The sequence below is a fragment of the Pseudomonas sp. NFACC32-1 genome (assembly GCF_900101215.1).
Classification (GTDB): domain Bacteria; phylum Pseudomonadota; class Gammaproteobacteria; order Pseudomonadales; family Pseudomonadaceae; genus Aquipseudomonas.
Genome location: NZ_FMUL01000018.1, coordinates 70,527 through 87,553, shown reverse-complemented (window position 1 = coordinate 87,553; position 17,027 = coordinate 70,527). Strand labels below are relative to the sequence as shown.

Genomic DNA, 17,027 nt, shown 5'->3' with positions numbered 1-17,027 from the left:
GTCGCGGGCAAGCTCGCTCCCACAAGGGGCCTGAGGGTTTCAAGATTCAGATATTGGCCCGCAACACACTCTCCGGCAGTGCCGCGCCCCGCTCCACACTCGCTGCCACGGCGTCCATCAGCCCACTCAACTCATACCCCTGTGCCTCGAGCCATGCCGGATCGTAATAAGTGGTGGCGTAGCGCTCCCCTGCGTCACACAAAATCGCCACGATCGACCCCGATTCACCCGCGTCCACCATCTGTTTCGCAGCAATCAGAGCGCCGATCAGGTTGGTGCCGCTGGAGCCACCTACCCGCCGGCCCAGGCGTTGCGCCAGGTAATGCATGGCAGCCAGGGACAAGGCATCCGGCACCTTGACCATCGCGTCGATGACCTTGGGCAGGAACGAGGCCTCCACCCGTGGCCGGCCGATGCCTTCGATCCGCGAGCCGCAGTCCAGGCGCAGGCTGGCGTCGCCGTTGCGGTAGAAATCGAAGAACACCGAACGCTCGGCATCGGCACACAGCACCCGGGTGCGATGCTGGCGATAACGTACGTAGCGCCCCAATGTCGCGGTGGTGCCGCCAGTGCCGGGGCTGGAAATCAGCCAGCTCGGCTCCGGATGCCGCTCGAAGCGCATCTGCTGGAAGATCGACTCGGCAATGTTGTTATTGGCCCGCCAGTCCGTGGCCCGTTCGGCGTAGGTGAACTGGTCGATGAAGTGCCCGTCATGCTCACGAGCCAGGCGCTCGGACTCGGCATAGATCTGCGTAGGATCCTCCACCAGGTGGCTTTGGCCCCCGTAGAAGGCAATCTGCGCGATTTTTTCCCGTGAGGTGGTCGCCGGCATCACCGCGATGAAGGGCAGACCCAGCAATCGAGCGAAATAGGCTTCGGAAATGGCCGTCGACCCACTGGACGCCTCGATCACCGGCGCGTCGGGTTTCAGCCAGCCGTTACACAACGCATAGAGGAACAGCGACCGGGCCAGCCGATGCTTGAGGCTGCCGGTGGGATGGCTGGACTCGTCCTTGAAATACAACTCGATACCCGGAAGGCCCGGCAGCGGCAACGGGATCAGATGAGTGTCGGCGCTGCGCTGGAAGTCGGCCTCGATGATGCGAATCGCTTCGCGTGCCCACTGACGGTGGTCGTTCATGTGTGTTCTCACTGGATCGGTTCGACGCGGAGGAAGCCTGACGCTCATGCAGGCACGGCGGGTATCGGAAAAACCAGTCGCAAGCTTAGGAAAAAAGCTACATCGCGCACAGGTACAGCTAAGGTCCAATATGCCTTGTCACTGCCCGAGCGCAACCAGGCGTTGTAACGCCATATAACAAAAAAGAATATAACTTTTGTTTTAACAACTAACACTACGGGTTAGGGTGTGGCCACTTTGATTCGATGAATGGAGAGCGATCTTGCCTCTACGTAACTCCCTGATGCGCTTTTTCCAGCTGGAAGCCGCCAGCGGCCTGCTGTTGATCGCGGCCGCCGTACTGGCCCTGGTCATCAATAACTCACCCCTGTCCTGGCTGTATGGCGGCTTGCTGGACACGCCGGTGGTGGCTCAGGTCGGTGCATTGAAGATCGCCAAGCCGCTGCTGCTGTGGATCAACGACGGGCTGATGGCATTGTTCTTCCTGCTCATCGGCCTGGAGGTCAAGCGCGAGGTCCTCGACGGGCAACTGTCGAAACCCTCGCAGATCGTCCTGCCAGGCGCAGCGGCGATTGGTGGCATGGTGGTGCCGGCACTGATCTACTGGTTCCTCAACCGCGACAACCCGGCGGCCCTTTCCGGCTGGGCGATTCCAACGGCCACCGACATCGCCTTCGCCCTGGGGGTCCTGGCCCTTCTGGGCAAACGCGTACCGGTGTCGCTCAAACTGTTCCTGATGACCCTGGCAATCATCGACGACCTCGGCGCCATTATCATCATCGCGATCTTCTACTCGGGCGCCCTGTCGACCTTGTCGCTGGTGCTGGCGGCGGTTTGCATCGCGGTGCTGGTGGCCATGAACCGCATGGGCGTGATCAAGCTCGCGCCCTACATGGTCGTGGGCCTGGTGCTTTGGGTCTGCGTGCTCAAGAGCGGGGTGCACGCCACCCTGGCTGGCGTCACCCTGGCCTTCTGTATCCCGCTGCGCACGAAAAACGCCGAAACCTCGCCGCTGTTGTCCCTGGAGCATGCCCTGCATCCCTGGGTCGCGTACGGCATCCTGCCGCTGTTCGCCTTTGCCAATGCCGGCCTGTCCCTGAGCGGTGTCACCGTCGAGAGTTTCACCCATCCCGTGCCGATGGGCATCGCCATCGGCCTGTTGCTGGGCAAGACCGTCGGTGTGTTCGGCCTCACCTGGCTGGCGGTGAAAGCCGGTATCGCCGGCCTGCCCGCCGGCGCCAACTGGGGCCAGGTCCTGGGAGTGGCGATCCTGTGCGGCATCGGATTCACCATGAGCCTGTTCGTTGGCTCCCTGGCCTTCGAGCCCGGCGCCAGCCAGTACGCCGGCATGGATCGAATGGGCATCCTCACCGGCTCGATCCTCGCGGCAGTACTGGGTTATGGGGTGACCGCAGCGGCCAGCCGCAAGCACACAACCCTGTCCTGACGCATCCTTGAAGACCGATCGCTACGCCTTTTCGCGGCGTAGCGATCCGTCACCCGGTCGATTCGCCCCCTCAAGATCAGACGTTCAAGCAAAGCAGTCCGACAATACTCGGCAAGCGACCACCGAACGCCCCTGGCCACCGGGTCAGCGTCCGTCCCGCACGGAAAGACCGTGACCTTCGGCCAATTCAACGAAGGGCATAAAAAAACCCCGATCAGTCACCTGATCGGGGTTTTTTCCTTCCCGTTGCGCTTAGTGCGTAACGCGGCTCACACCGTTCACGGTGGCGATACGAACCCGCTCGCCCACACGGAATACTTCGTTTTCCTGAACCTCTTGCACGTAGGCGCGCATGCTACCGTCGTCTTCGCGAACAGTGATTTCCACACCCTGGGTGCGGGTCAGGCCTTCTTCAGTGGCGGAGCCGATCAGGCCACCGGCCACGGCGCCAATCACGGCGGCGACGATACTGCCGCGGCCGCCACCGATGGCGCTGCCGCCCACACCACCGACCACCGCACCGGCGGCACCGCCGATCGGGGTCTTGGTGCCTTCGATCTTGACCGGACGCAAGGCTTCGATGGTCCCCATGCGAATCGTCTGCACGCGACGCGCTTCGTCACGGGAATAGGAGTCACCGGTCAGGCTCGACTGACAACCAGTGAGCAACATCGCCATCGTGGAAAAGGAAGCAACCAGCAAAACAGACTTACGCATAGCATCAGACTCCAAAAGACAGGTAATCATTAAACTCCGCAGCTTGACGCCTGTCACGGCTTCGCCGGGATAAAATTGTTTTCATTCAGGTGGGATACAGGCATACCCGAGAAATTCCACAAAACAGTAGCGCCAATTTACGAAACCTGCGTCGTTGGCCCAAGGATTTCCATGGACTATTTCATCATCGCGGTCACCACGCTCGCCGGTCTGTACTTCCACTGGTGGCTGTACGTACGGATCAAACGCTGGGTAGATCGCGACCTGGCGCTGTCATTGGCAGGGCGGGACGAGGGGAAGAAGGATTACATGCTGCAACAATTGGATCGCGCCCGGGCGCTACGGATCAAGCGCCGGGACCTGCCGCAATGGCTCCAGGCCGCTGCGGCAGATTATCCGGCCCCTACGGGGCCAGACGCTCGCGAGTCCACTGCGTCCCTTCCAGGCGGTAATTGAGTCGATCGTGCAGGCGACTCGGGCGACCTTGCCAGAACTCGATGCGCTCCGGCAGCAGGCGATAACCGCCCCAATGCTCGGGGCAGTGTGGCTGGCTGTCGCTGAAGCGTTGCTCAGTGGCCTTGAGCAAGTCCTCGAGTTCGCCGCGGCCGGCGATCACCCGGCTCTGAGGTGAGGCCCAGGCGCCGAGACGACTGCCCAGCGGCCGCACCTGGTAATAGGCATCCGACTCCTGGGCCGTGACTTTCACCACCCTGCCCTCGATGCGCACCTGGCGCTCGAGGGTCGGCCAGAAGAATGTCATGGCCGCGAACGGATTGGCGGCCAGTTGCTGGCCCTTGGCGCTGTCGTAGTTGGTAAAGAAGGTGAAGCCCTGGGCATCCAGTCCCTTGAGCAGCAGGATCCGGCAATGGGGGCGTCCATCCGTGTCCACCGTCGCCAGGGTCATGGCATTGGCTTCCACCGGGGGCTGCTCGGTTTTCACCGCCTCGGCGAACCATTGGTGGAACAGCGCAAACGGCTCGGCCGGGGCTTGCGCCTCGGTCAGGCCATCGCGGGTGTAGTCACGGCGCATATCAGCCAGCGTTTGGGTCATGGCGCACTCCTTGTGGTTGGCCCGTCACTGCTTGGAAGTATCGGCGGCCGCGACTTTCTTGCTGTCGGTGGCGGCTTTGGCCGGTTCGGGTTTCTTCGCCGGGGTGGCCTTCTTCGCCGGGGCTTTTTTCGCTGGAGCCTTGGCCGCGGCTTTCTTGGCCGGGGCCTTCTTGGCGGCCGGCACCGCAGCCTTCTTCGGTGCTGGCGCCGGGGCCGCAGGCTTGACGTCCTGGGCGGCCACCAGGGTGACCGGTGCGGGAGCCGGCATGTTGTATTTGCCCAGCAGCGCCACCAGCGTGTTCTGTGGCGTGATCAGCAGCTCTACGCGACGGTTCAAGGCGCGCCCTTCGACGCTGTCGTTGGCCGCACGAGGGGCCTCTGAGCCCATGCCACGCAACAGCAGGCGATCGCGCTGCAACCCGCTGAGACGGAAGATCGCCGCCACGGACTGGGCCCGCTCCTGGCTGAGCTTGAGGTTGGCGGGCGCCGCGCCCGACGTGTCGGCATGGCCCAGGACCAGCACGGCGGATTTCGGATCGGCTTCCAGGATCTTCGCCACACGGGTGAACGGGCCGAGAGTCACCGGCAGCAGCATGGCCGGACGATCCGGGTTGAACGAACTGTCCACAGGCGCGGTGACCACCAGCACGTTGTCACGGCGTTCAAGTTCCAGCTTGCTGTCCTTGATCGCGGTGCGCAGCTTGGGCTCATAGTCGTCGAGCCAGGCCTGGGTGATTTTCGGGTCAGGCATTGGCGCCGCCTTGGGGGCTTGCGGTTCCTTGCCGCCGAACGGCCACCACCATTTGCCAGCGCTTTCGGATTCGGTCTTGGCAATACTGGCCGGGGCCTTGGCCTCAGGCTTGGCTTCAGGCTTGACCGCGTCTTTGCTGGCAGGCTCGTCACCTGCCTCGTCAGAGGAGAACGGCCACCACCAATGCGTGGCACTCTCGGCCTTGGCCTGGGGCGCCACGGCTGCCGGCTTCAGCGCAGCCGCCGGAGCTGGAGCTGGCGCCGGGTCTTTGCTCGCTACCTTGTCGGTAGAGCCAAACGGCCACCAGCCACCACCGCCCTCGGCATCATTTTGTGGGTTTTGCGCGCAACCGGTGATAGCGAAGCACAGCGCCAGAGCGAGGGTTTTATTCGATGACATTGGATATCCACAAAATGATGTAAATGAAAAATACAGACCCCAGGCCGGGGCACATAAACAGTCGCTTTGAAACCGAAAGAGACCCTGGGTTCCAGGTCCCCCCCGTCCAGTGACGCTTTATAGACAAGTGGCAAGTACCCTCGCAAGATTCTGCGCGCGCGGGTCCATCAACACGTAGGGCCCGAGGGTGTTCGTCACGAAGCCGAATGCCACGTCATGTTCCGGATCGGCAAAGCCGATGGAGCCTCCGGCACCCGGATGACCGAATGCCCGCGGCCCCAGGCCATAGGTCGCATTCGGCACATCAGGCTGGTCGAGCATGCACCCCAGGCCGAAACGGGTCCGGGTCAGCAATGTCCTGTCGTCGCCAAGGCTGTGCTGGCGGGTCAGCTCATCGAGCATTTCGCCTTCCAGCAGACTGCCATCCAGCAAACCGGCATAGAACCCGGCGAGGCTGCGGGCATTGCCATGGCCGTTGGCGGCCGGCTGCTGCATGCGTCGCCACTGCGGCTTGTTGGTGCTGGTCATGATCGATGGTGGATTGGTGAAGGCACGTGTGGTCATGGCTGCAGGTTCACGCATCGTGACCTGCAACAGGCGCTGTGCCGCCGCATCGCCGACGTTGCCCTTGCCACGGGCAATATGGGCCACGCGGTGGAACTCCGTATCGGCCAGGCCCACATGGAAATCCAGGCCCAAGGGCCTTGCCACCCGCGCCACGATGGACTCGCCGGGTCCGCGGCCGTCCGCCCGGCGCAGCAGTTCGCCCACCAGCCAGCCATAGGTGATCGCCGCGTAACCGTGACCGTCGCCCGGGGTCCACCAGGGCGTTTCGGCCGCCAGGGCATCGACCATCGTCTGCCAGTCGTACAGTGCCTCGGGCGCCAGCAATTCACGCAACGCTGGCAGCCCGGCCTGGTGACAGAGCAATTGACGCAGGGTGATGGACTGCTTGCCGGCGGCAGCGAATTCGGGCCAGTACCGGGCAACCGGCGCATCCAGTTGCAGCTTGCCCTCGGCCACCAGTTGCAAGGCGGCGACGGCGGTAAAGGTCTTGGTGCAGGAGAACAGATTGGCGATGGTATCGCTGTGCCAGGCTTCGTCGCCGTCCTTGTCGGCGGTGCCAGCCCAGAGATCGATCACCGTCCGGCCACCGACCTGGATGCACAAGGCCGCGCCGCGCTCCTGGGGATCGTCGAACAGTGCCGCGAACGCTTCACGTACAGCCTCGAACTGAAGCTCATAATGGCCTTGAATCTGCACGCGCAACTCCTTTGAAACAAACACTTTTAGAGTGGCGGGCATTGTTTCAGCCATTGAGGTTTTTGGGAACCGCCACAGGACGGCTGGACACTCTCCTTGTGGCGAGGGGACTTATCCCCTCGCCACAGACAAGCTTCCCAGCCACACAATGAGGGGCGTCAGGAAATCTCCCGCCGGAACGGCGGCAGCGCGTTGAGGATCGCCTTGCCATAGCGCTGGGTCACCAGCCGCCGGTCGAGCAACGTGATGGTGCCGCGGTCCTCTTCGGTGCGCAGCAACCGGCCGCAGGCCTGGACCAGCTTCAGCGAGGCGTCGGGCACGGAGATTTCCATGAACGGGTTGCCGCCGCGGGCTTCGATCCATTCGGCCAGGGCCGCCTCCACCGGATCGTCCGGGACCGAGAACGGGATCTTGGCGATCACCACGTGTTCGCAGTAGGCACCGGGCAGGTCGACGCCTTCGGCGAAGCTGGCCAGGCCGAACAGTACGCTGGAGTCCCCGCCATCGACCCGCGCCTTGTGCTTGTTCAGGGTCTCCTGCTTCGACAGGTTGCCCTGGATGAACACCTGCTTGCGCCAGTCGCGATCCAGGCCATCGAATACGTCCTGCATCTGCTTGCGTGAGGAAAACAGCACCAGCGTGCCCCGGGAGCCCTCCACCAGCTCCGGCAGGTCACGGATGATCGCTGCGGTATGGGCTGCGGCGTCCCGGGGGTCGGCGCGCAGGTCCGGCACCCGCAATACCCCGGCATCGGCGTGATGGAACGGGCTCGGGACCACGGCGGTGACGGCGGTCCTGGGCAAGCCGGCACGCATGCGGAAGCGGTCGAAGGTGCCCAGGGCGGTCAGCGTGGCGGAGGTCACCAGCGCGCCATAGGCCACATTCCACAGGTTGCGACGCAGCATGTCCGCCGCCAGGATCGGGCTGGCGTTGACTTCGATATCGAACAGCGAACCGCTTTCGGCCAGGGTCAGCCAGCGCGCCATGGGCGGATTGTCCTCCGGGTCCTCGGTGGTGAACGCGGTCCACAGTTCCCAGTTGCCCTGGGACCGGGACAACAGGCTGCCGAACAGTGGGTACCACTCCTCGGCCTGATTGCTGGCGATACCGATGTTCACCTCGCCATCCATGCCTTCCTTGAGCAGGTCGGTCAGGCGCGTGAACAGGTCGGTCAGGCGGGCGAAGCCTTTCTTGAGCTCGATGCCCATTTCACGCATGTGCTCGGGAATGACCCCACCGACGAAACGATGCCGAGGCCGCTCCCGGCCCTCGACATCCTCGCCGGGCTTGAAGTCGGCCACCTGCTCGCAGGCGGTGAACATGAACTGCTGGTTCGTCTTGATCTCCCGCGCCAGTTCCGGCACCTGCTCGATGAACTTGCCCAGGTCCCCCGGCAAGGGGTGCTGGGCCAGCAGCTTGGTGAGGTTCTTGGCGGTGCTTTCCAGCCAGTCGGCGGTGGAACGCAGCCGGGTGTAATGGGCGAAGTGGCCGATGGCCTTGTCCGGCAGGTGATGCCCTTCGTCGAACACGTAAACGGTGTCGCGCGGATCCGGCAACACGGCGCCGCCCCCCAGGGCCAGGTCGGCCAGGACCATGTCGTGGTTGGTGACGATCACATCGACCTTGCCCATGCCTTCACGGGCCTTGTAGAAGGCGCACTGGCCGAAGTTCGGGCAGTGGCGATTGGTGCATTGGCTGTGGTCGGTGGTCAGCCGGGCCCAGTCGGCATCTTCCAGGGTCGTGGGCCAGCTGTCGCGGTCACCGTCCCACTTATTGCCGGCCAGTTTCTCGATCATGCTGGTGAACAGCTTCTGGCTGGCTTCATCGACCTCGATCTTGAAGCCTTCCTCCTCGAACAACTGGGCCGTGGCGGTCTGCGCCTGGCCTTCCTGCAGCAGCATGTCCAGCTTGGACAGGCACATGTAGCGCCCACGCCCCTTGGCCAGCGCGAAACTGAAGTTCAGGCCGCTGTTGCGCATCAGGTCGGGCAGGTCCTTGTAGACGATCTGCTCCTGCAGGGCCACCGTGGCCGTGGCGATCACCAGGCGCTTGCCGGCGGCCTTGGCCGTGGGGATCGCAGCCAGGCTGTAGGCGACGGTCTTGCCGGTACCGGTACCGGCCTCCACCGCCACGACGGCGGGCTCGCCACTGCGCCGGCCTTCATCGTCGGTGTCGATGTCACCCAGGACTTTCGCCACTTCGGCGATCATCAGGCGCTGGCCATAACGCGGCTTTAGGCTCTTGGCTTCGAGAAAACGCGAATAGGCGCCCTGGATCGTGGTTTTGAGTTCGTTGCTGATCATGGATGGTCGGGCGCTAAAAAATGCTGGATAAATTTTCAGTGGTTCGGATCGGCGGCTATCATACCCCGCTAATGAATCCCGCGCAGAACGGAGTAACTCAATGACACCCTTTGCCTTCATCTACACCCTGCATCTACTGGCGGCCCTGGTCTGGGTCGGCGGGATGTTCTTTGCCTGGATGATCCTGCGCCCCGCCGCGATGACGGCCCTGGAAGGTCCCGCCAGGCTCGGGTTGTGGGTCGAAGTGTTTCAACGTTTTTTTGTCTGGGTCTGGATCGCGGTGGTGCTTTTGCCGATCAGCGGTACGGGCCTGATCCATATGCGCTTCGCCGGGTTCGAAACCGCGCCGCGCTATGTGCAGGTCATGATGGGCCTGTACGTGGTGATGACGGCACTGTTCATTCGTATCCAGGCCTTGCAGTTGCCCCCGTTGCGCAAGGCCGTGGCCGCCCAGGACTGGCCGGCGGGCGCCGCAGCGTTGGGCAAGATCCGACGATTGGTCGGCATCAACCTGCTGACCGGGCTGTTGGTGGTGGCGATCGGCGCGGCGCGGCCAATGTTCTGAGGATGTAGGGCCAGCCCTGCGAGGGGGCGGGCCCACTGGCGATCTTATGTTCAGAACCGCTGCACGGTCAGCGTTCCAGCCGCGCCGGCAGGCCCCGGCTGGCCGTCGAGGCCAGGGCGGCCACTCTTGCCGCCATCGGCGGTATAGACCAGGCATCCCTTGGCCTTGCCACCGGCACCGGGCTTGCCGCCAGGCCCTGGCGCACCACCCGCTCCGCCGTCCACCATTACCTTGATCTGCCCGTCGGGGTACTCGCGGGGCAATTCTAGACGCACCTGGGCTCCGGCCGCGCCTGGCTGGCCGTCGCCGCCGTTGCTGCCATCGGCACCGCGTCCGGCCGAACCCCACGTGCATCCCGGCGCCTGCCCGTTGGCGCCATCGAGGCCCACATAACCCGGCGCACCGGTGCCACCGCGCGCATCCACCGAGAGCAGCGGCGCCTGCAGGGCGTTGAAACGCAGGTTGAGGTTGCGTCCCGGCCGTGCTGCCTTGGTGTACGTTCCCGGTGCACCACGGGAGGTGATCTGGCTGCCATCGGCCAGTTCAGCCTGGCTCACCTTCATTTCCAGGGGCTGCTGCGCCGGCACGATGGCGATCCGTGCCTCGCGGCCCAGGTGCAATTGGCCGATGGTCAGTTGAGTCACGTTCGAGGGCACCAGCAAAGTGCCGTAATCAGCCACGTCCAAGCGTTCCAGGCTCAGGACACTGGTCGTGTTGGGCAGGCGCATCAACGAATGGCTTTCTACCTGGAGATCCTGGGCAGAAGCCCACGGGCAGACGAGTGCGGCGAGCAGACACAATTTACGCATGGGAAGCCTCTGCGGCGGTCGGAAGGGTTTGCAGATGGAAGATGCCGAACAGCAGCACCCTGAGCCGTTCACGGCCAGGAGCGGGCAGGCCACGGAAACAGGCCCTGAACAGCAGCAACTCCAGCAGATGCAGCGCCAGCAGCAGCGCCCCGGCAAGGTTGACCAGCAGATGCAGCGGATAGACGAACGGCAGGACCAGGTTGGTCAGCACCACCAGCCAGAACAGCAGGGTCAGCAAGCGCCCCAGTCCCCAAAACACCTTCATATACCCCCCGGTGAGCATTGTTCTTTGCAGCCACAGTAACGGCTTGCGCGCAGGTTAAGCCAGAGGCCGGGGAAAATTTAATCGTCGTGACACAGGAAGTAGCCGTGGCGAGGGAGCGGGCCCCCTCGCCTCAGGCTTTCAACGGTTTATCTTGATTTCCGTGCGACGGTTCATGGCCCGTCCTTCGGCCGTCTGGTTGTCGGCCACCGGCTGGCTCTCGCCGGCACCGGACACCGAGACGAAGCTGGCACGAGGTACGCCGCTTTCCACCAGGTATTGCACCACCGAATTGGCCCGTTTTTCCGACAACCTCTGGTTATAGGCCGTGTTGCCGACACTGTCGGTATGACCGGTCACCCGCAGTTGCGCAGTGGATGATTCCTGCTTCAGACGGCTCGCCACATCGCTCAGCACTTGCTTGTCGGTGGCGGTGAGCGTGGCCTTGTCGAATTCGAAGTGCACATCGCGGATCACGATGGTTTCTTCCTTGACCACCACGGGCTCTTGCGCCATCGGCGCTGGCGCTGGCGGCGGGCAACCGTCGGCATCGACCTGCACGCCCTTGGGGGTGCCAGGGCACTTGTCGCGACTATCCGGCACACCATCGCCGTCCTCGTCGCCGTCGCCATGGGCCCAGCACCAGGCCCCAGCCACCGTACCGGCCACCAGCGCACCAGGACCGATCCAGGAACTGCTTTCGATGGCGCCCAACCCGGCGCCGACGACACCGCCCGTGGCCGCACAGATCGGCCAGTCGGTTTTTTGCAAACCTGCGCAACCAGTCAACACACTGGTAAGCAGAACCAGGGGTAACGCTGTCCGAACTATGCTCATTGGTTTTTTCTCCTTGAGGAATCGGCTTTGCACCGATTCAGGGGAGTAAAGACCCGAGTCCGGATCCGCGCCAGCCCGGGGCCATCGCGGGTTTCGCCCCGTGTTTACAGCCGTTTGCCTGTTTTGCGCGCAAACCGCTCTAGGCCAGGACCCTTGCGCAGGCTATCGTGGTGGCTCTGACTGAGGAACTTCGATGACCGTTGCCATTTCTTCGCGTACCCCCCAGCAAGCCCTGGCCGCCGTGCTTGACCGTTATGCGCCGCGAAAACTGCTGTTGGTCGGTGCCAGCGGCTTTCCCGCGCTGGAAGCATTCCGGCAGGCCCATCCCGACACCGAAGTGGTCCAGGCCAGCCCGGGCCCGTTGCCGCCGGATATCGCCACGCAACGCTTCGACCTGGCGCTGGCGCTCGATTGCCTGGAGCATTTGCCCAAGCGCGACGGTCTGAACCTGTTGGGTGGCATCCGCAACCTCAATGCCAGCCGTATTGCCGTGCTGGCGGACCTCAACGCCTGCGGCTGGCAGGAAACCGACTTCTTCTCGCTGGCGCTGCAGGCCAGCGAGCGGTTCCAGCGCGAGGAGCAGGTGCTGACCCTGTTCACCTATGATCTGCTTGAATACAAGCAAGTCCCCGACTGGCTCAACTCACGCTTTTGGGCCAACCCGGAAAACTTCGGAAAATACTGGTGGTAGAAGCTGTGAACATGAGCCTGCACGCCCCCATCTGCCCCTGTGGCAGCGGCAACCCACTGGACGCATGCTGCGGCCATTACCACGACGGCCACCCGGCGCCCTGCGCCGAAGCCTTGATGCGTTCGCGCTACAGTGCCTATGTGCTCGGGCTGGTGGATTACCTGGTGGCGACCACCCTGCCCGCTCAACAGGACGGGCTCGACCGCCAGGCCATCAGCGAGTGGAGCGCCAACAGCACCTGGCTGGGACTGGAAGTGCAGAGCAGTGAAGTCTTCGGTGGCCAACCGGAACATGCCTTCGTGACCTTTACCGCACGCTGGCATGACGGCCATGGCGAGCACAGCCACCGCGAGCAGTCTTCCTTCGTGCAGAACGGTGGCCGCTGGTATTTCATCGACCCGACCGTGCCGGTCAAGACGGGCCGCAACGACAGCTGCCCGTGCGGCAGCGGGCATAAGTTCAAGAAGTGCTGCGCGGGTTATTTCAATCGTTGAAATCGTCGAGCACTCGTCCGCTTCTGCCCTAGGCTTTTCGTACAGAGCCTAGGCTTTGCAAGAGAAGCCGGACCCGCTTTCAACGAAGCATGATCGTCGCGCAGGCTTCAAGACCTGGTGACAGAGGCGCAGACATGACACGTCCATCACTCCTGCTACGCACCGCCAGCCTGCTGCTGTTCATCGGGCTTGGCGGTTGTGCGTCCTGGCGTGGTGAACAGGCGCCGGAACCGCAAGTGCACCTGGTCAAGGTCGAAGTCGTACGGGCGCGCCTGGTGGAGCAACGGTTCGTGCTGCATTTTCGGGTCGACAACCCAGGGGACAGCGACCTGACCGTGCGCGGCCTGACCTACCGGGTTCATTTGGGCACCCTGCTGCTCACCGAAGGCGAGCACGAACACTGGTTCACGGTGGGCCCGAACAACAGCGCCTACTTCAAGGTGCCGATCCGTACCAACCTGTGGCCGCAGGTGCGCGAAGTGGTGAAATTGCTCGAGAAACCCCGGGAACAGATTCCCTATCGTCTGGAAGGTGAGCTGGAAACCGGATTATTCATCGCTCACTACGTGCACCTGGAGCGCAATGGCGTGATAATCGCCGCCGATTTAATTGCGGAGTGACCCCATGACCCAACAACCCCACGTCCATGGCCCTGATTGCAACCACGACCATGACCATCACCACGATCATGACCACGGCCATGTCCATGGTCCGAACTGCGGCCACGCTCACCAGGAACCGGTGCGCAATGCCCTGAAGGATGTCGGCCGCAACGACCCTTGCCCATGCGGCAACGGCAAGAAATTCAAGAAGTGCCACGGGGCTTGAGGGGCCGGGCGAAGGCCATCTTCGCCTGTTGAAGCATCATCGCGAGCAAGCTCGCTCCCACAGGGGATCCAGGGTACAAGGTACGTTTGCCTATTGCCGCGTGATCCAGTGCGGGAGCGGGTCTGCCCACGATGAGACCGGCACAACCACTTGTCAGCCCGCCTCCAGAATCCGCTTCACATCGACCACCGTCGCATACTCGCCCTGCAAGTTGCCCAGGGACATGGCATGCACCTCGGCAGCCGAACGGACCTTGCCGAAGTAGTCGGCCTTGTCGAAAGTAAAGCAGGCATCCTCGACCACCCACGTGTCGAATCCCAGGTTACCGGCCGTACGCGCCGTGGACTCCACCGAGTTGTGCGTCGCCACCCCCACGATCACCAGTTGCCCGATGCCTGCCCGACGCAGGTCTTCTTCCAGGCGCGTGCCACTGAACGCATCCGGCACCTGTTTTTGAACCAACCATTCCCCCGCCAGCCGCTCGAATCGCGGCTGGACCTCCACCCCCGACTGCCCCGGCCAGAACACCGAGTCCGGCGAACGGGACAGGTGATGGACATGGATCACCGGCCGCGCCGACTGTCGCCAGAACCGCAGCAACTCGAGCATGCGCAGCTCCGCCTCGGGATTGTTGCGAGGGCCGAGCCTGGGATGAAGAATGCCTTTCTGTTGATCGATCAGGATCAGCGCTGCGTCTTGGCGTAGCTGCATGCCGGTTTTCTCGTCAGGCCATTGAGATTCCCGACACTTGAGCATCACCTCGTCCTACAGGCAAGCCCTGGCACTCGTCCGGCAACCGGGTTTTCGTCGCCAGCTCCACAAATATCCCTCGTCGCCGCTTGCGCGGCCTTCTCCTGCTCACTAACGTAGCGCCTTTCATTGGGTGCCCCCTCCCGCAGGAGCTTTGCCATGGCCTCGCCAGCCTCTACTTCTTTCTTTCCCCGACTCGGCGTTGCCGCCACGGTCGCTGGTGTGCTCGGCTTGAGCGGTTGCCAGGCCTGGAATACCCAGGACACCGTCCCGCCCACTTCCGGCGTACAACCGCTCAAGGGGTTGGCGCAGAACGTCACGGTTCGACGCAACGCCATGGGCATGCCCTTGATCGAGAGCAGCAGTTTCCATGATGCGTTGTTCGCCCTCGGCTACGTCCATGCCGGCGACCGCATCACGCAAATGGTGACCCTGCGCCTGCTGGCCCAGGGTCGGCTGGCGGAAATGTCCGGGGCCGAGCGCCTGGACGTCGACCGCTACATGCGCGCCGTCAACCTGAAAAAAAGCGCCGACGAGTTGTACAAGGCCTCTTCGCCACGGCTCAAGCGCTTCTTCGAGGTCTACGCCCGCGGCGTCAACGCCTACCTGTTCCGCTATCGCGACAAGCTGCCAGCGGACCTGGCCGCCACTGGCTACAAACCCGAATACTGGAAGCCAGAAGATTCGGCGCTGATGTTCTGCCTGTTGAATTTCAGCCAGTCGGCCAACCTGCCGGAGGAGATCGCCAGCCTGGTGCTGGCCCAGACGGTCAACAACGACAAACTGGCCTGGCTGAGTCCCTCCTATCCGGACGAACCATTGCCCCTGAGCGAAGCCGACAAGCTCCAGGGCATCCGGCTCAATGGTCAGATCCCTGGCCTGGCCGAACTCGACAAGGCCAGCAATCAGTTGGCCGGGCTGAACCTGCCGGGTGCAGGCTCTTCGAATGACTGGGTGATCGCCCCGCAACGCAGCCGTGGCGGCAAGAGCCTGCTGGCCAGCGCCAGCCAAGGGCCGTTGAGCGCGCCTTCCTCATGGAGTCCGGTGCAGATCCGGGCGCCCAAGTACCAGGCGGCAGGCGTTTCCGTACCGGGCATCCCGATGATCCTGGCGGGCTTCAACGGCAAGGTGGCCTGGAGCATGACCAGCGTCCAGGGCGACAACCAGGACCTGTTCCTGGAAAAGATCCGACGCCAGGGCAACTCCCTGTCCTACGAGGTCAATGGCAAATGGCAGCCGGTGACGGTGCGCAACGAAACCTACTTCGTCAAAGGTCAACGACCGATCCGTGAAGCCGTGTTCGAAACTCGTCACGGGCCACTGCTCAACAGCGCCCAAGGACTGGCCATGGCCAACGGCCTTGGCCTGGCCTTGCAGACACCGGCTTTTACCGACGACAGGACACTGGACGCATTCTTCGACTTGTCCCGTGCACAGAACGCCGAGAAGGCTTCCGACGCCACCCGCGAAATCCGAGCCATGGCCATGAACGTGATCTTCGCTGACGCCAGTAACATTGGCTGGCAGGTCACAGGTCGCTATCCGAACCGTCGCGAAGGCGAAGGCCTGCTGCCGTCCCCGGGCTGGGATGGTCGCTATGACTGGGAAGGTTACGCCGACCCCATGGCACACCCCTACGACCAGGATCCAGCCCAGGGCTGGCTCGGCAATGCCAACCAGCGGGTCATTCCCCACGGCTACGGCATGCAGTTGTCCAATTCCTGGGCCGCGCCGGAGCGTGGCGAGCGCCTGGCCGAACTGGCCGGTGCAGGCAAGCACGACGTCCGCAGCCTGACCGCAATGCAATACGACCAGACCACCCCGTTCGCGGCCAAGCTCAAGAAGGTCTTCGAAGCCCCGGGCCTGGCCCAGCCGCTCAAGCAGGCAATCGAAGCGCTGCCGCCGGCCGACCGGGCCAAGGCCCGCGAGGCCTACACCCGCCTGATGGCATTCGACGGCCGGCTAAGCCCGGTTTCCGCCGACGCGGCGATCTACGAGCTGTTCCTGCAGGAAAGCATGAAGCAGATTTTCCTCGATGAACTGGGCCCGGAGAACAGCCAGGCGTGGAAAGCCCTGGTTGCCAACGGCCAGCTCTCCTATTCGGCCCAGGCCGATCATCTGCTCGGCCGCGAAGACAGCCCCTTCTGGGACGATGTCCGCACCCCGCAAAAGGAAGACAAGGCGGTCATCCTGGCCCGCGCACTGGCCGCGGCCATCAGCGTCGGCGACAGCCAGTTGGGCACCGATCACAAGGCCTGGCAGTGGGGCAAGCTGCACCGCTACGAGTGGAAGAACGGCAGTGGCCAGACCGTGCGCGGCCCGTTGTCGGCGGGTGGCGATGCCACCACGCTGAACACCTCCGCGTTCGCCTGGGGCCAGGATTTCAACACCGTCCTGGCACCCACGCTGCGCCTTATCGTCGACTTCAGCCAGCCCGAACCATTGCTGGTCCAGGGCGGCGTCGGCCAGTCGGGCAACCCGGCCAGCCCGAGCTACCTCAGCGGCATCGACCCGTGGATCAAGGCGCAGTACCAGAACGTGCCCTTGCAGCCGCAGAACTTCGACCGCGCCTACGGCAAGACGCGCCTGACCCTGGCGCCCGGCAGATAGCCTGCCCTGTGGCGAAGGGATCCCTCCCTTCGCCACACCTGCGCATCGGGTCGCCGACTGCCGTCAAACCCGATAGAACTTCTGCGTCTCCCGCCACCTCTACCTGACAA

At 63.5% G+C, this 17,027-nt stretch carries 18 protein-coding genes; 8 read left to right on the top strand and 10 right to left on the bottom strand.

The genetic code is table 11. From position 1 onward, the window contains the following. Window positions 1–46 precede the first annotated feature (46 nt). Window positions 47–1,141, bottom strand: a complete 1,095-nt coding sequence (locus BLP99_RS22895) for a PLP-dependent cysteine synthase family protein (protein WP_072459604.1) — start codon at window positions 1,139–1,141, stop codon at window positions 47–49. Between the two features lie 262 nt (window positions 1,142–1,403). On the opposite strand from BLP99_RS22895, the gene nhaA reads away from it, so the two are divergent. Then, window positions 1,404–2,588, top strand: coding sequence for a Na+/H+ antiporter NhaA (gene nhaA, locus BLP99_RS22890; RefSeq protein ID WP_072387735.1), 1,185 nt, complete (start codon window positions 1,404–1,406; stop codon window positions 2,586–2,588). A 252-nt stretch (window positions 2,589–2,840) separates the two neighbouring features. On the opposite strand, the gene BLP99_RS22885 is transcribed toward nhaA, so the two are convergent. Then, window positions 2,841–3,305 (bottom strand): outer membrane lipoprotein, encoded by a 465-nt coding sequence (locus BLP99_RS22885; RefSeq protein WP_053153052.1) that lies wholly within the window; start codon window positions 3,303–3,305, stop codon window positions 2,841–2,843. A gap of 171 nt (window positions 3,306–3,476) precedes the next feature. Between BLP99_RS22885 and BLP99_RS22880 the strand changes: the two genes are divergently transcribed. Beyond that, entirely contained in the window at window positions 3,477–3,761 is a 285-nt protein-coding gene (locus tag BLP99_RS22880; protein WP_072432223.1) for a hypothetical protein, read from the top strand. On the opposite strand, the gene pdxH is transcribed toward BLP99_RS22880, so the two are convergent. The 4 genes from pdxH to dinG form a co-directional block, all read right to left on the bottom strand. Further along, window positions 3,709–4,356, bottom strand: coding sequence for a pyridoxamine 5'-phosphate oxidase (gene pdxH, locus BLP99_RS22875; RefSeq protein ID WP_072432222.1), 648 nt, complete (start codon window positions 4,354–4,356; stop codon window positions 3,709–3,711). The genes BLP99_RS22880 and pdxH overlap by 53 nt on opposite strands. A gap of 24 nt (window positions 4,357–4,380) precedes the next feature. Next, window positions 4,381–5,505, bottom strand: coding sequence for an OmpA family protein (locus BLP99_RS22870; RefSeq protein WP_092181816.1), 1,125 nt, complete (start codon window positions 5,503–5,505; stop codon window positions 4,381–4,383). Between the two features lie 117 nt (window positions 5,506–5,622). After that, window positions 5,623–6,768, bottom strand: coding sequence for a serine hydrolase domain-containing protein (locus BLP99_RS22865; RefSeq protein WP_072387745.1), 1,146 nt, complete (start codon window positions 6,766–6,768; stop codon window positions 5,623–5,625). A 158-nt stretch (window positions 6,769–6,926) separates the two neighbouring features. Beyond that, window positions 6,927–9,071: an ATP-dependent DNA helicase DinG gene (gene dinG, locus BLP99_RS22860; protein WP_072432219.1), complete on the bottom strand. Its 2,145-nt coding sequence runs from the start codon at window positions 9,069–9,071 to the stop codon at window positions 6,927–6,929. A 100-nt stretch (window positions 9,072–9,171) separates the two neighbouring features. Between dinG and BLP99_RS22855 the strand changes: the two genes are divergently transcribed. Beyond that, window positions 9,172–9,636 carry a CopD family protein gene (locus tag BLP99_RS22855; protein WP_072387750.1) on the top strand — a complete coding sequence of 155 codons (465 nt, stop codon included), beginning with the start codon at window positions 9,172–9,174 and terminating at the stop codon, window positions 9,634–9,636. Window positions 9,637–9,686: 50 nt separating this feature from the next. On the opposite strand, the gene BLP99_RS22850 is transcribed toward BLP99_RS22855, so the two are convergent. The 3 genes from BLP99_RS22850 to BLP99_RS22840 all read right to left on the bottom strand — a co-directional run bounded on the left by BLP99_RS22850 (window position 9,687) and on the right by BLP99_RS22840 (window position 11,544). After that, window positions 9,687–10,445, bottom strand: a complete 759-nt coding sequence (locus tag BLP99_RS22850; protein WP_072387752.1) for a collagen-like triple helix repeat-containing protein — start codon at window positions 10,443–10,445, stop codon at window positions 9,687–9,689. Beyond that, window positions 10,438–10,710 (bottom strand): DUF1145 domain-containing protein, encoded by a 273-nt coding sequence (locus BLP99_RS22845; RefSeq protein WP_092181813.1) that lies wholly within the window; start codon window positions 10,708–10,710, stop codon window positions 10,438–10,440. The genes BLP99_RS22850 and BLP99_RS22845 overlap by 8 nt, the downstream gene beginning before the upstream one ends. Window positions 10,711–10,848: 138 nt before the next feature. Further along, window positions 10,849–11,544 carry a PA1041 family peptidoglycan-binding anchor lipoprotein gene (locus BLP99_RS22840; protein ID WP_072387756.1) on the bottom strand — a complete coding sequence of 232 codons (696 nt, stop codon included), beginning with the start codon at window positions 11,542–11,544 and terminating at the stop codon, window positions 10,849–10,851. 193 nt (window positions 11,545–11,737) lie between these two features. On the opposite strand from BLP99_RS22840, the gene BLP99_RS22835 reads away from it, so the two are divergent. The 4 genes from BLP99_RS22835 to BLP99_RS22820 all read left to right on the top strand — a co-directional run bounded on the left by BLP99_RS22835 (window position 11,738) and on the right by BLP99_RS22820 (window position 13,557). Then, on the top strand, window positions 11,738–12,235 hold the full coding sequence (locus BLP99_RS22835; protein ID WP_072432217.1) for a DUF6231 family protein: 498 nt from the start codon (window positions 11,738–11,740) through the stop codon (window positions 12,233–12,235). A 17-nt stretch (window positions 12,236–12,252) separates the two neighbouring features. Beyond that, window positions 12,253–12,729, top strand: coding sequence for a YchJ family protein (locus BLP99_RS22830; RefSeq protein ID WP_092181839.1), 477 nt, complete (start codon window positions 12,253–12,255; stop codon window positions 12,727–12,729). Window positions 12,730–12,863: 134 nt separating this feature from the next. Next, window positions 12,864–13,349, top strand: coding sequence for an LEA/WHy family protein (locus BLP99_RS22825; protein WP_072387762.1), 486 nt, complete (start codon window positions 12,864–12,866; stop codon window positions 13,347–13,349). A gap of 4 nt (window positions 13,350–13,353) precedes the next feature. Further along, window positions 13,354–13,557 carry an SEC-C metal-binding domain-containing protein gene (locus BLP99_RS22820; protein WP_003198420.1) on the top strand — a complete coding sequence of 68 codons (204 nt, stop codon included), beginning with the start codon at window positions 13,354–13,356 and terminating at the stop codon, window positions 13,555–13,557. A 153-nt stretch (window positions 13,558–13,710) separates the two neighbouring features. Here BLP99_RS22820 and BLP99_RS22815 read toward each other — a convergent pair whose 3' ends face one another. Continuing rightward, window positions 13,711–14,268 (bottom strand): cysteine hydrolase family protein, encoded by a 558-nt coding sequence (locus BLP99_RS22815; protein ID WP_072388720.1) that lies wholly within the window; start codon window positions 14,266–14,268, stop codon window positions 13,711–13,713. 198 nt (window positions 14,269–14,466) lie between these two features. Here BLP99_RS22815 and BLP99_RS22810 point away from each other — a divergent pair, with 198 nt between their 5' ends. Then, on the top strand, window positions 14,467–16,917 hold the full coding sequence (locus BLP99_RS22810; protein WP_072432216.1) for a penicillin acylase family protein: 2,451 nt from the start codon (window positions 14,467–14,469) through the stop codon (window positions 16,915–16,917). The last annotated feature ends 110 nt before the right edge of the window (window positions 16,918–17,027 follow it).

Excerpts from the sequence above, each read along its gene's own strand:
- BLP99_RS22870 (WP_092181816.1), bottom strand. The coding sequence starts at position 5,505 with ATGTCATCGAATAAAACCCTCGCTCTGGCGCTGTGCTTCGCTATCACC.
- BLP99_RS22840 (WP_072387756.1), bottom strand. The coding sequence starts at position 11,544 with ATGAGCATAGTTCGGACAGCGTTACCCCTGGTTCTGCTTACCAGTGTG.
- BLP99_RS22825 (WP_072387762.1), top strand. The coding sequence starts at position 12,864 with ATGACACGTCCATCACTCCTGCTACGCACCGCCAGCCTGCTGCTGTTC.
- BLP99_RS22855 (WP_072387750.1), top strand. The coding sequence starts at position 9,172 with ATGACACCCTTTGCCTTCATCTACACCCTGCATCTACTGGCGGCCCTG.
- BLP99_RS22880 (WP_072432223.1), top strand. The coding sequence starts at position 3,477 with ATGGACTATTTCATCATCGCGGTCACCACGCTCGCCGGTCTGTACTTC.
- BLP99_RS22895 (WP_072459604.1), bottom strand. The coding sequence starts at position 1,141 with ATGAACGACCACCGTCAGTGGGCACGCGAAGCGATTCGCATCATCGAG.
- pdxH (WP_072432222.1), bottom strand. The coding sequence starts at position 4,356 with ATGACCCAAACGCTGGCTGATATGCGCCGTGACTACACCCGCGATGGC.
- BLP99_RS22835 (WP_072432217.1), top strand. The coding sequence starts at position 11,738 with ATGACCGTTGCCATTTCTTCGCGTACCCCCCAGCAAGCCCTGGCCGCC.
- BLP99_RS22820 (WP_003198420.1), top strand. The coding sequence starts at position 13,354 with ATGACCCAACAACCCCACGTCCATGGCCCTGATTGCAACCACGACCAT.
- dinG (WP_072432219.1), bottom strand. The coding sequence starts at position 9,071 with ATGATCAGCAACGAACTCAAAACCACGATCCAGGGCGCCTATTCGCGT.
- BLP99_RS22810 (WP_072432216.1), top strand. The coding sequence starts at position 14,467 with ATGGCCTCGCCAGCCTCTACTTCTTTCTTTCCCCGACTCGGCGTTGCC.
- BLP99_RS22850 (WP_072387752.1), bottom strand. The coding sequence starts at position 10,445 with ATGCGTAAATTGTGTCTGCTCGCCGCACTCGTCTGCCCGTGGGCTTCT.
- BLP99_RS22815 (WP_072388720.1), bottom strand. The coding sequence starts at position 14,268 with ATGCAGCTACGCCAAGACGCAGCGCTGATCCTGATCGATCAACAGAAA.
- BLP99_RS22885 (WP_053153052.1), bottom strand. The coding sequence starts at position 3,305 with ATGCGTAAGTCTGTTTTGCTGGTTGCTTCCTTTTCCACGATGGCGATG.
- BLP99_RS22845 (WP_092181813.1), bottom strand. The coding sequence starts at position 10,710 with ATGAAGGTGTTTTGGGGACTGGGGCGCTTGCTGACCCTGCTGTTCTGG.